This is a genomic window from Gemmobacter sp., from assembly GCF_046292685.1.
Taxonomy (GTDB): Bacteria; Pseudomonadota; Alphaproteobacteria; order Rhodobacterales; family Rhodobacteraceae; genus Wagnerdoeblera.
The window spans coordinates 1-12,607 of the sequence record NZ_JBKBQM010000067.1; the positions used below are offsets into that span (position 1 = coordinate 1).

10 protein-coding genes are annotated in these 12,607 nt (G+C 67.3%); 8 read left to right on the top strand and 2 right to left on the bottom strand.

The genetic code is table 11. The features are described from left to right. The first annotated feature begins 184 nt into the window (after positions 1–184). From galU to ACK4S2_RS14400, 5 genes are all read left to right on the top strand, one after another. Entirely contained in the window at positions 185–1,075 is an 891-nt protein-coding gene (gene galU, locus ACK4S2_RS14380; RefSeq protein WP_409625812.1) for a UTP--glucose-1-phosphate uridylyltransferase GalU, read from the top strand. 6 nt (positions 1,076–1,081) lie between these two features. Next, positions 1,082–2,164 (top strand): glycosyltransferase family 2 protein, encoded by a 1,083-nt coding sequence (locus tag ACK4S2_RS14385; RefSeq protein ID WP_409625815.1) that lies wholly within the window; start codon positions 1,082–1,084, stop codon positions 2,162–2,164. Positions 2,165–2,255: 91 nt separating this feature from the next. Continuing rightward, positions 2,256–3,242: a glycosyltransferase family 2 protein gene (locus ACK4S2_RS14390; protein WP_409625838.1), complete on the top strand. Its 987-nt coding sequence runs from the start codon at positions 2,256–2,258 to the stop codon at positions 3,240–3,242. 4 nt (positions 3,243–3,246) lie between these two features. After that, entirely contained in the window at positions 3,247–4,944 is a 1,698-nt protein-coding gene (locus ACK4S2_RS14395; protein WP_409625818.1) for a beta-1,6-N-acetylglucosaminyltransferase, read from the top strand. 4 nt (positions 4,945–4,948) lie between these two features. After that, the gene (locus ACK4S2_RS14400) at positions 4,949–6,370 is read left to right on the top strand and encodes a nodulation protein NodH (RefSeq protein ID WP_409625821.1); all 1,422 of its coding nucleotides are present in this window, start codon (positions 4,949–4,951) and stop codon (positions 6,368–6,370) included. A 210-nt stretch (positions 6,371–6,580) separates the two neighbouring features. Here the strand turns inward: ACK4S2_RS14400 and ACK4S2_RS14405 are convergent, their stop codons facing one another. Then, complete coding sequence (locus ACK4S2_RS14405) at positions 6,581–7,342, bottom strand: NAD kinase (protein WP_409625824.1); 762 nt, start codon at positions 7,340–7,342, stop codon at positions 6,581–6,583. A 172-nt stretch (positions 7,343–7,514) separates the two neighbouring features. Between ACK4S2_RS14405 and glyA the strand changes: the two genes are divergently transcribed. Beyond that, complete coding sequence (gene glyA, locus ACK4S2_RS14410) at positions 7,515–8,801, top strand: serine hydroxymethyltransferase (protein WP_409625826.1); 1,287 nt, start codon at positions 7,515–7,517, stop codon at positions 8,799–8,801. A 60-nt stretch (positions 8,802–8,861) separates the two neighbouring features. On the opposite strand, the gene ACK4S2_RS14415 is transcribed toward glyA, so the two are convergent. Continuing rightward, positions 8,862–9,233 carry a hypothetical protein gene (locus ACK4S2_RS14415; protein ID WP_409625829.1) on the bottom strand — a complete coding sequence of 124 codons (372 nt, stop codon included), beginning with the start codon at positions 9,231–9,233 and terminating at the stop codon, positions 8,862–8,864. A gap of 278 nt (positions 9,234–9,511) precedes the next feature. Here ACK4S2_RS14415 and ACK4S2_RS14420 point away from each other — a divergent pair, with 278 nt between their 5' ends. Continuing rightward, complete coding sequence (locus ACK4S2_RS14420; RefSeq protein ID WP_409625832.1) at positions 9,512–9,802, top strand: HNH endonuclease; 291 nt, start codon at positions 9,512–9,514, stop codon at positions 9,800–9,802. 60 nt (positions 9,803–9,862) lie between these two features. Next, positions 9,863–12,421, top strand: coding sequence for an aminopeptidase N (pepN, locus tag ACK4S2_RS14425; RefSeq protein ID WP_409625835.1), 2,559 nt, complete (start codon positions 9,863–9,865; stop codon positions 12,419–12,421). Positions 12,422–12,607: the final 186 nt, after the last annotated feature.

Sequence of the window (12,607 nt, forward strand, 5' to 3'; positions counted from 1 at the left end):
ACGACGAGGGGTGGCATCGGGCACCCATACCTCGCCTCGACCAGCACGACGCTCACCGCTGCCGCCCAAACAGAGGGAAAACTGTTCCGCCTCGTGGACTTCTTCAGCAGCCTGTTAAGCACCGAAACCCTCCGGCGCGCGTGCATGACGCCGCCAATGCCCTTCGAAACCAAGGACAACGCGAATGCGCAAGAAGGTGATAAAGGCGATCTTTCCGGTAGCCGGCCTCGGCACCCGCTTTCTGCCTGCGACGAAATCGATTCCCAAGGAAATCATGACCCTGGTGGACCGCCCGCTGATCCAGTACGCCATCGACGAGGCGCGCGCGGCCGGGATCAAGGAATTCATCTTCGTCACTTCGCGCGGCAAATCCGCGTTGGAGGATTATTTCGACGACGCACCCGAACTGGAAGCGGCGCTGCGCAAGAAGGGCAAGACCGAGCTGCTCGAGGAGCTGAAGTCCACCAACATGGACTCGGGCGCCATCGCCTATATCCGGCAGAACCGGCCGCAGGGGCTGGGCCATGCAGTCTGGTGCGCCCGTCGCCTGATCGGCGACGAACCCTTTGCCGTGCTGCTGCCCGATGACGTGATCGCGGCGGAAAAGCCCTGCCTGCAGCAGATGGTCGAGGCTTACGGCGAAGTCGGCGGCAACATGGTGGCCGCCATGGAAGTGCCGCCCGAAAAGGCATCGGCCTATGGCGTGCTCGACGTGGCCGAAGACATGGGCTCGGTCGTGCGCGCCAAGGGCATGGTCGAAAAGCCTGCCCAAGGCACTGCACCGTCCAACCTGGCAGTGATCGGGCGCTATATCCTGACCCCCAAGGTGATGCAGAACCTGTCGCGGATGCGGCAAGGCGCGGGCGGCGAGGTCCAGTTGACCGACGCCATCGCCGAGGAGGTCGAATCGGGCCAGGTGCACGGGTTCCGCTTCCGTGGTCAGCGCTACGATTGCGGGTCCAAGGCGGGTTTCCTGCAGGCCACCGTGGCCTTCGGCCTTGCCCGCCCCGACCTGCGCGACGAGCTGGCCGATTTCCTGACGCACATGGTCGCGCTGCCGAAGGCGGCGCAGTAACCGGCGATGCCCCCGTCGCGGCAACCTGCTGCGCCTGCGCAGCGGCCCGCCGCCGACGGGGACTCGCGCCCCTGGCCCGAACGCCTGTGGTGGGCGTTCCGGCTACGTCAGCGCCGCCGGTGGCTGCTGGCGCGCGCCATCAGCCGCAGGCACCAGTTGCAGCCGCAGGCCGACCGCACCGGGGCGCTGGTGCCCGGCATGATCCGCCTGTTCGCCACCGTGCGCAACGAGGCCGAGCGGCTTCCGTTCTTTCTCGACCACTACCGCCGCCTTGGCGTGGGGCATTTCCTGTTCGTCGACAATGCCAGCACCGACGGCACCGTCGACCTGCTGGCGGGGCAACCCGACGTGTCGGTCTGGACCACCCCGCACAGCTACAAGCGGTCGCGCTTCGGGATGGACTGGCTGAACTGGCTGCTCTTGCGCCACGGGTCGGGGCACTGGTGCCTGACGGTCGATGCCGACGAGATCCTGATCTATCCGCACTGGGAAACCCGCCCCCTGCCGGCGCTGACGGCCTGGCTCGACGATCACGACGTGCCGGCGTTGGGCGCCCTGATGCTGGACCTTTACCCGAAGGGCCCGCTGGACCAGGCCCGCCACGCCCCGGGGCAGGATCCGGCCGAGGTGCTGCCGTGGTTCGACGCCGGCAATTATGTGATGCGCCGCCAGCACAAGCTGGGCAACCTGTGGATTCAAGGCGGCGTCCGCGCCCGCACCTTCTTTGCCGACGAACCGCGCCGCGCACCGACGCTGGGCAAGGTGCCGCTGGTGAAATGGCATTGGCGCTATGCCTATGTCAGTTCGACCCACACGCTGCTGCCGCGCCGGCTGAACCAGACCGCCGCGCGTGACGGCGGCGAGGCGCTTTCCGGGGTGCTGCTGCACACCAAGTTCCTGCCGACCGTGGTGCCAAAATCTGCCGAGGAAAAGGCTCGGCGCCAACATTTTGCCAACTCTTTGCTGTATGAGGATTATTACGATGCGCTGATCCGGGCGCCGGACTTGTGGTGTGCCCGTTCGGCACGCTATCAGGGGTGGCGGCATCTGGAAGCGTTGGGGCTGATGTCGCGCGGGGGGTGGGTCTGACCCAGGGCCTGTTCCTGTCGCGTGCGTGGTTGGCAAACGGTCTGCACCGGACCGGCGGAGGAAGGGTTTGGGTCTGATCGGTTCATACCGGATGCGGTTGCGGCGCAAGCGCTGGCTGCTGCGGGCCTTTCTGCGCCGCCGCGATCTTGTGCCCGCGCAGGACCGCACCGACCGCATCCGCCAGCATGACATCCTGCTGTGCTGCTGCCTGCGCAACGAACGGGTGCGCCTGCCCTTTTTCGTCGAGTATTACCGCAAGCTCGGCGTCAACCATTTTCTGTTCATAGACAACGGCTCCGACGACGGGTCGGGCGAATGGCTGGCCGAACAGCCCGACGCATCGGTCTGGTCCACCACCGCCAGCTACAAGCGCGCGCGTTTCGGGCTGGACTGGCAGAACTGGCTGCTGCGCAAATACGGTCATCGGCACTGGTGCGTGACGGTCGATGCCGACGAATTCCTCGTCTATCCGTTCAGCGATACGCGCCCCTTGCGCGCGCTGACCGACTGGCTGGAAGCCTCGTCGGTGCGCGCCTTTGCGGCGATGATCCTGGACATGTATCCCAAGGGGCCGGTCGATGCGCAGCCCTACCGCGAAGGGCAGGATCCCTTCGAGATCGCCTGCTGGTTCGACAGCGGCAATTACTCCATCAAGCGCAACCCGACGCTGGGCAACCTGTGGATCCAGGGCGGCCCGCGCGCACGGATGTTCTTTGCCGATGCCCCGGAACGCGCACCGGCGTTGAACAAGATTCCGCTGGTGCACTGGCACCGCAGCTATGCCTACGTCAGCTCGACCCACATGATCCTGCCGCGCGGGTTGAACCTCGTCTACGACCAGTCGGGGGGCGAAAAGGCCAGCGGTTGTCTGCTGCATGCCAAGTTCCTCGACACGCTGACGATCAAGGCCGAAGAAGAAATGCAGCGGCGCCAGCATTTTGCCGCCTCCAAGGAGTATGTCGCCTACCGGGAGGGCCTGAAGGCCCACCCCGACCTGTGGACGAAATGGTCCGAAAAATACATCAACTGGCGCCAGCTCGAAATCCTCGGGCTGATGTCCAAGGGCAACTGGGCGTGACGCGATGAGCCTGGGCTTCATCATGCTGTGCCACACCGCGCTGCACCGCGCGGCCCAGGTCGCTCGGGTCTGGGCCGAGGCGGGCTGTCCGGTGGTGCTGCATGTGGATGCCCGGGTCAAGGCGGTGGCCTACGACCGCCTCGTCGCCGACCTGTCGGATCTGGCGAACGTGCGCTTTTCGCGCCGGCACGCCTGCGAATGGGGCACCTGGGGCCTGGTCGCCGCCACGCTGGACGCAGCCGGGCTGATGCTGCGCGATTTTCCCGGTCTGGGGCATGTCTACCTGGCCTCGGGCTCGTGCCTGCCGCTGCGCCCGGTTGCCGAGCTGCGCGATTACCTGGCCGCCCGGCCGCGCACCGATTTCATCGAAAGCGTGACCACCGCCGATGTCGGCTGGACGGTGGGCGGGCTGGACCGCGAGCGTTTCACGCTGCGCTTTCCGTTCAGCTGGCGCAAGCACCGCTGGCTGTTCGACACCTATGTCACGCTGCAACGCAAGCTGGGCATCCGCCGCCGCATCCCGGCGGGGTTGACCCCGCATCTGGGCAGCCAGTGGTGGTGCCTGACCCGGGCCACCTTGCAGGCCATCGTCCACGACCCCGACCGCCCGAAATACGACCGCTATTTCCGCCGCGTCTGGATCCCCGACGAAAGCTATTTCCAGACCCTGGTGCGGTTGCATTCCACCACGGTGGAAAGCCGGTCGCTGACGCTGTCCAAGTTCGATTTTCAGGGCAAGCCGCATATCTTCTACGACGATCACCTGCAACTGCTGCGCCGGTCGGATTGCTTCGTGGCGCGCAAGATCTGGCCGCAGGCCAACCGGCTTTACCGCGAATTCCTCGCCCCGGCCGAAACGCAAGGCCCACGGGCCGACCCCAATCCCGGCAAGATCGACCGGCTGTTTTCCAAGGCGACCGAGCGGCGGGTGCGCGGCCGCGCCGGGCTTTACATGCAAAGCCGCTTTCCCTGGCGCGGCTGGGAAAACGGCCTGACCGCGCAGCTCTATTCGGTGTTCGAAGGCTTCGGCGACCTGTTTCAGGATTTCGACAGCTGGCTGGCCCGCAGCATCGGCGGGCGGGTGCATGGCCACCTGTTCGCACCCGACCGGGTGCATTTCGCCGGGGGCGAGCGGGTGTATAACGGCTGCCTGTCCGACAGCGCCGCCTTGCGCGACTACGACCCGGAAAGGTTCCTGACCTCGCTGATCTGGAACACCCGGGGCGAACGGCAATGTTTTCAGTTCGGCCCGCGCGATGTGCAGGACATCGCCCCCTTCTTTGCCCGCGACCCCAACGCGCAGGTTTCGGTCATCACCGGCGCCTGGGCAGTGCCGCTGTTCCGCTCCAAGGGCGATTTTTCCGACCTGCGCCGCGAGGCTGCGCGCCTGCAACAGATCGAGGCGCGCCACGTCGCACAGCTGCGCCAGCACGATACCCGCGCGCGGGTGCGCATCTGGACGCTGGCCGAGTTTCTGGAAAACCCGATGGAGCCGTTGCAGACGATCGTGGATGAAATCAGCCCCAACGCGCTGCGCCGCCTTGCCGAAGCGCCCCGGCTGGCCGACCTTGGCGGTTTCGGCCGTTTCATCCAGGATCTGCGCAACCAGGGCATGCAGCCCACCATGGTCGGCGACATTCCCTTGGGCGAAGACCCCTCGCCCGCTGCCGGCCGCAAGGGCCGCCCCTATCTGGTGAAATAGGCCCATGCCCACCCTGCCCCGGTCTTTCGACCGCTTCATCGTGCTGGCCGACATGCGCACCGGCTCGAACTTTCTCGAAGCCAACCTGAACGCCATTCCGGGCGTGCAATGTCATGGCGAGGCGTTCAACCCGCATTTCATCGGCCGCAAGGATCAGGCCGAATACCTCGGCATCGGCCTTGCGCAGCGCGAGGACGACCCCTTGTCGCTGATGCGCGCGATGGAGGCCGCGACCGACGGGTTGGCCGGGTTCCGATTCTTTCACGATCACGACCCGCGGGTGCTGGCCGCCTGCCTCGCCGACCGGCGCTGCGCCAAGGTGGTGCTGACGCGCAACCCGCTGGAAAGCTATGTCTCGCTGAAGATCGCCCGCGCCACCGGGCAATGGAAACTGGGCGATGCCCGGCGCCGGCGCGCCGCGCGGGCCCGGTTCGATGCGGCGGAATTCGCCGATCATGTCGGCGCGTTGCAGGCATTCCAGCTGCACATCCTGCGCGCCTTGCAGACCAGCGGCCAGACGGCCTTCTACCTCGATTACGAGGATGTGGGCGACCTCGAGGTGCTGAACGGTCTGGCGGCCTTTCTGGGCGTGCCCGGGCGGCTTCAGGCGCTGGATGACCGCATCAAGAAGCAAAACCCCGAACCGCTGGACGATCTGGTCGAAAACCCGGCCGAAATGGCCGCCGGTCTGGCGCGGCTGGACCGTTTCAACCTTGGCCGCACCCCCAATTTCGAACCGCGGCGCGGGGCGGCGGTGCCCAGTTGGGTTGCGGCTGCCGGGGCGCCGCTGCTGTTCCAGCCGCTCAAGGGCGGGCCCGAGGCGCAGGTGCGCGGCTGGTTGTCGGCCCTGGGCAAGACCGCGGGCCTGCTGGAAGGCTTCAACCAGAAAACCCTGAAAGCCTGGCAGAAATCCAACCCCGGCGCGCGCAGCTTTACGGTGCTGCGGCATCCGCTGGCGCGTGCCCATGCCGCGTTTTGCGAACGGATCCTGTCAGGCGAGGCCGGCGAGGTGCGCGGCATCCTGAAACGGGCCTGGAAGCTGGACCTGCCGCCGCCCGACCGGCTGGACCGTCTGACACCCGAACATCAGGCCGAGGCGTTTCTGAAGTTTCTGACCTTTCTCAAGGGCAACCTGGCCGGGCAGACCTCGGTGCGGATCGATGCCTCCTGGGCCAGCCAGGCTACGGTGATTCAAGGCTTTTCCGCCCAGCTGCCGCCGGATGCCCTGCTGCGCGAGGATCGGTTGCACCAAGGGCTGGCCTGGCTTGCGGCCGAGGTCGGGACCGCCTGCCCGCCCGTTCCCGCGGCACCGCCGTCGCTGGCGCATCCGCTGGCGGCCATCGTGACGCCCGATCATCAGGCCGCGGTGCGCGAAGCCTATGCCCGCGACTTCCAGTTCTTCGGGTTCGACGACTGGCAAGGCTAGGCGGCCGCGCGTGTTTCGAGGCCCCTGCCGCAACGCAGGTCGGCAACGGCCGGACCCTGCCCCGGGTCAGCGGACCAGGGGTTCGCCCGAACCGATCCCGGCAAACCGAGGTCCGTCCTGGCGGCCCGCGCTGCGCGATGCCGCCAGCGCCACGAGAACCGTTGCCTCGGCCAACGGCACACGGCCGTTCCCGCCGCATGCCCTGCAACATCAGGCGAACTGTTCCGAGATCAACCGCTCCTCCAGCCCATGCCCCGGATCGAACAGGATCCGGTGCCGGATCCGCGGCTCGGACCGGATCTCCACCGCCACCACATCGCGCACCGAATGGCCGTCGGCATCGGCCATCACCGGGCGCTTGTGCGGCTCCAGCACCTCGAAGCGCACGGTTGCCGTGCTGGGCAGCAAGGCCCCGCGCCAGCGCCGCGGCCGGAACGCCGCCACGGCCGTCAAGGCCAGCACATCGGACCCGATCGGCAGGATGGGGCCGTGCGCCGAATAGTTGTAGGCCGTGGAACCGGCCGGGGTGCAGACCAGCGCGCCATCGCACACCAGTTCGGCCATGCGTTCGCGCCCGTCCACGAGGATGCGCAGCTTGGCCGCCTGCGGGCCGGCGCGCAACAGCGACACCTCGTTGATCGCAAGGCCCTGCACCACGGTGCCGTCGCTGCGGGTGGCCTTCATGGCCAACGGATGAATCACCTCCTCCACCGCGGCTTCCAGCCGCGCCTCCAGCCCGTCGGGCTGATAGGCGTTCATCAGGAACCCGATGGTGCCGCAATTCATGCCGTAAACCGGCAGGCCCAGGCTTTGCGTGGCATGCAGCGTTTCCAGCATGAACCCGTCGCCCCCCAGCGCAACGATGACGTCGGCGGCAAAGTCGGGGCTCTGGCCATAGCGGGCGGTCAGATCGGCCAGCGCGGCCTGGGCCTGGTCCGCAGGCGAGGCGCGAAAGGCGATGGTGCGGGGCAATCGGGCCTCCTGTTGGTGGTTGCCACTTTGCGCAGGCCGTCCCGCCGGCGCAAGCCGGGTTTCCGATTCGCGGCGGAGATTTCGCGCATTTCGCCGCAGGCGTCGCTTTCGTCGCTTTTCCAGGCGGTGCAACCGGGCTAGATAGCGCCAACCCATGCCCCGGAGGATCCTGATGACCGCCCGCGATACCGGCTTTTTCACCGAAACCCTGGCCACCCGCGATGCCGCGCTGTTCGACGCCATCCGCAAGGAACTGGGTCGCCAACGCGACGAGATCGAACTGATCGCATCCGAAAACATCGTCAGCCGCGCCGTGATGGAGGCACAAGGCTCGGTGATGACCAACAAATATGCCGAAGGATATCCGGGCAAGCGCTATTACGGCGGCTGCCAGCATGTGGACATCGCCGAAAACCTCGCCATCGAACGGGCCTGCCAGCTGTTCGGCTGCGGCTTTGCCAATGTGCAGCCCAATTCGGGCAGTCAGGCCAACCAGGGCGTGTTCCAGGCCCTGCTGAAACCGGGCGACACCATTCTGGGCATGAGCCTCGATGCCGGCGGCCACCTGACGCATGGCGCCGCCCCCAACCAGTCGGGCAAATGGTTCCATGCCGTGCAATACGGCGTGCGCAAGCAGGATCTGACGCTGGATTACGACCAGGTCCAGGCGCTGGCCACCGAACACAAGCCAAAGATGATCATCGCCGGCGGCAGCGCCATTCCGCGCATCATCGACTTTGCGCGCATGCGCGAAATCGCCGACAGCGTGGGCGCCTATCTGCTGGTGGACATGGCGCATTTCGCCGGGCTGGTGGCGGCGGGCCTTTACCCCTCGCCCTTCCCGCATGCTCATGTGGCCACCACCACCACCCACAAGACCCTGCGCGGCCCGCGCGGCGGCATGATCCTGACGAATAACGAGGACATTGCGAAAAAGGTCAACTCGGCGATCTTCCCCGGCATCCAGGGCGGCCCGCTGATGCACGTGATCGCCGCCAAGGCCGTCGCCTTCGGCGAGGCGCTGCAACCCGGCTTCAAGGATTATCAGGCCCAGGTCATCCGCAATGCCCAAGCGCTGGCGGACGAGCTGATGAAAGGCGGGCTCGACATCGTCACCGGCGGCACCGACACGCACCTGATGCTGGTGGACCTGCGCCCCAAGGGCGTCAAGGGCAACGCCACCGAAAAGGCGCTGGGGCGCGCGCATATCACCTGCAACAAGAACGGCATCCCGTTCGACACCGAAAAGCCCACCATCACCTCGGGCGTGCGCCTGGGCACCCCGGCCGGCACCACCCGGGGCTTTGCCGAGGCCGAGTTCCGCCAGATCGGCCGCTGGATCGTCGAAGTGGTCGATGGTCTGGCCGCAAACGGCGAGGCGAACGACGCTGTCGAGGCCAAGGTCCGGGCCGAAGTGCAGGCGCTGTGCGACCGCTTCCCGATCTATCCCGGGCTCTGAACGCAACCGCTCCGTTCGGGGGGCCGATGGCCCCCCGAAACGCCTTCGTCCCGCCCGGGCTCAGATCAGCCCGCGCCAGACCATCACACCGATCAGCCCCGCCGAAACCGCGAGCAAGGCAAACGCGATCGACCCGCCAACACCAATCAGCGCACCCTTCATCCGCTGGGCCGCCCCGATCGGGTTGAGGTATTTCACGCAGGCATCATAGGCGGCCGCGATCCGCGCATCGTCCAGCATCAGTTGCACCTTGGGATGCAGCGCCAGTTCGGCCACTTCGGCCAGATATTCGGCCTCGCGCCGAATCTTGCGCGGCAGTCGGCGCCCGCCGCGCTTGAGCTTTTCGCGCAGGCCCTTGCCGCCGACATTCAGCCTCTGCTCCATCAGCGCGGCCACCCGGTCGGCCATCTGCTGCACGGTCGTCACGCCCATCTGCCCTGCCTCGCCTGTTTTCCCGATACGATACAGGCAGCGCGACCTTCGCTCAAGCCGGCTGCTCACAAATGCGTCAACCGGGCAGACGCGCAGCGTTGGCGACCCTAGATGTCGGCTTCGGAAACAGGGAGAAGACACATGTTCAAGGGCTTGACCCGTAGTCTCATCATCATCACCGCGCTGATGACGGCCGTTCCCGCCGCCATCGTCGCCGCGCTCTAGGGCGCCCTGCCCCGGTTCTGGAACCCCGGGCCGGGGCACACCTGCCTGCCTGCATGGACCAGCCCCCTACCTGCCCGCTCTGTCTGCGGCCCATTCCGCCGGATGTGCCGCAATCGTTGCATCACCTGGTGCCGAAGCTGAAGGGCGGCAAGAACGGGCCTACCGTCCTCATGCACCACATCTGCCACCGCGAAATCCACGCCACCCTGTCCGAGGCCGATCTCGCGCGTGCCTACAACACGCCCGAAGCCCTGCGCGCGCACCCCAGGCTCGCGCGTTTCGCCGAATGGGTGGCGCGCCGACCGCCCGGCTTTCTGTCGCGCGTGCCCGGCAAGCGGCGCTGAGGCTTTCGCTTGCCGCCGCGATCCCCTACATCTGGGTCGCTGCCCGGCGCGGAGACCAAGATGCCCGAAGACCTTGCCCAGACGATCTATCTTGCCGATTACGAACCCTGGCCGTTCCGGGTCGAGTCGGTCGATCTGACCTTCCGGCTTGCGCCGCAAGCCACCCGGGTTGCCGCGAGGCTGCGCATCGCCCCGGTCGCGCCGGGTGCAGACCTGCGGCTGAACGGCGAAGGCTTGCGCCTGGTATCGCTGCGGCTCGACGGTGCGCCGCTTGCCGTCGCCCCCGATGCCGCCGGCCTGACCGTGCCGGCGGGTCTGCTGCCCGACCGCGCCTTCACCCTGGAAACCGAAGTCGAGATCGCGCCCGAGGGCAACACCGCGCTGGAAGGGCTCTACATGTCGCGCGGCATGTATTGCACCCAGTGCGAGGCCGAGGGCTTTCGCAAGATCACCTATTACCCCGACCGGCCGGATGTGATGGCCCCTTTCCGGGTGCGGATCGAATCCGACCTGCCGGTGCTGTTGTCCAACGGCAACCTGGTGGCCAGCGGGCCGGGCTGGGCCGAATGGCACGACCCCTGGCCGAAACCGGCCTATCTGTTCGCGCTGGTCGCGGGCGATCTGCGCGCGCATTCCGGCACCTTCCGCACCCGCTCGGGGCGCGATGTCGCGCTGAACATCTGGGTGCGGCCCGGCGACGAAACCCGCTGCGACTGGGCGCTGCAATCGCTGATCCGGTCGATGATCTGGGACGAACAGGTCTATGGCCGCGAATACGACCTGGACATTTTCAACATCGTGGCCGTCGATGACTTCAATATGGGCGCGATGGAGAACAAGGGATTGAACATTTTCAACTCCCGCTATGTTCTGGCCAGCCCTGCCACCGCCACCGACGACGACTTTGCCCGCATCGAGGCGATCATCGCCCACGAATACTTCCACAACTGGACCGGCAACCGCATCACCTGCCGCGACTGGTTCCAGCTGTGCCTGAAGGAAGGGCTGACCGTCTTTCGCGACCAGCAGTTCACCGGCGACATGCGCAGCCATGCCGTCAAGCGCATCGAGGATGTGCTGACGCTGCGCGCCCGCCAGTTCCGCGAGGATGCAGGCCCCCTGGCGCACCCTGTCCGCCCCGACAGTTTCATCGAGATCAACAACTTCTACACCGCCACCGTTTATGAAAAAGGCGCCGAGCTGATCGGCATGTTGCGTCGCCTCGTGGGGGCCGAAGCCTATGCCAGGGCGCTCGATCTCTATTTTTCGCGCCACGACGGGCAGGCCTGCACGATCGAGGACTGGCTGCAGGTGTTTGCCGATGCCACGGGGCGCGACCTGACGCAGTTCAAGCGCTGGTACGAACAGGCCGGCACCCCGCGCCTGACGGTGACCGACGCCTGGGATGCCGGAACCGGCACCTATACGCTTTCACTTTCGCAACAAACGAACCCGACGCCGGGGCAGCCGGACAAGCTACCCTTGCACATTCCGGTCGCCGTCGGCCTTCTGAACCCGAATGGCGACGAAGTGGTGCCGACCACGGTTCTGGAACTGACCGAACCGCGGCAGGACTTCGTGTTCACAGGTCTTGCGGCGCGCCCGGTGCCGTCGGTCCTGCGCGGGTTTTCGGCGCCGGTGGTGCTGGACCACGACATCGACGATGCCACCCGTGCCTTCCTGCTGGCGCACGACACCGATCCCTTCAATCGGTGGGAGGCAGGGCGCGCACTGGCCAAGCAGGTGATGGCGCGCATGGTGACCGAGGACGCGAGCCCCGGCCCGGCATGGCTGGACGCGATGGCAACCGTGCTGCGCGACGAAACGCTCGATCCGGCGTTTCGCGCCCTGGCCCTGCGCCTGCCGGGCGAAGACGACATGGCGCAAACCCTGCACGGGGCCGGCATCGTGCCCGATCCCGACCGCATCCACCGCGCGCGCAAACGCATGGCCGAGGCGCTGGCCCGCCACCTCGCCGCCGATCTGCCGCGCCTGTGGGAGGCACTGCGCCAGCCCGGGCCCTACAGTCCGGATGCCCGCTCCGCCGGCCAGCGCGCCTTGCGCAACGCGGTTCTGGGCCTGATGAACCGGCTGGACGGTGGTGCAACCGCCGCCCGGGCCTATGCCGAGGCCGGCAACATGACCGACCAGACCGCCGCCCTTGCCTGCCTGATCGAGGCCGGGCGCGGCACCGAGGAGACCCGCGCCTTCGCCCGGCAATGGGGCCACGATCCGCTGGTGATGGACAAATGGCTGTCGCTGCAGATCCTGCACGCGGCACCGCAGGACGCGCCCGCCATCACGGCGCGCCTGATGGGCGCTGCCGATTTCGACTGGAAGAACCCCAACCGCTTCCGCGCCGCCCTGGGCGCTCTCGCTGCGCATCACGCAGGTTTTCACCAGCCCGATGGCAGCGGCTACCGCCTGGCGGCCGATTGGCTGATCCGGCTCGATCCGGTCAATCCGCAAACGGCGGCGCGCATGTCGACCATGTTCGAAACCATCGCCCGTTACGATGCAGACCGGCAGGGGCTGATGCGCGCCGAACTGGGCCGCATTCTGGCGGCACCGGCCCTGTCGCGCGACCTGGCCGAAATGGTGCAGCGCCTGCACGGATGACCTTTCGGGGGGAGGCGCGGACCGCGAGGGGGTTGCGCAAGGGGGCGGTCGCCGCCCCCTTGCGCGGGGGGTGGGGGGGGGGGGGGCCCCCCCCCCCCCCCGCCCCCCGGGCCCCCCCCGCCCCCCCCCCACCCCCCCCCCCCCCCCCCCCCCCCCCCCCCCCCCCCCAACGGCCCCCCCCCCCCC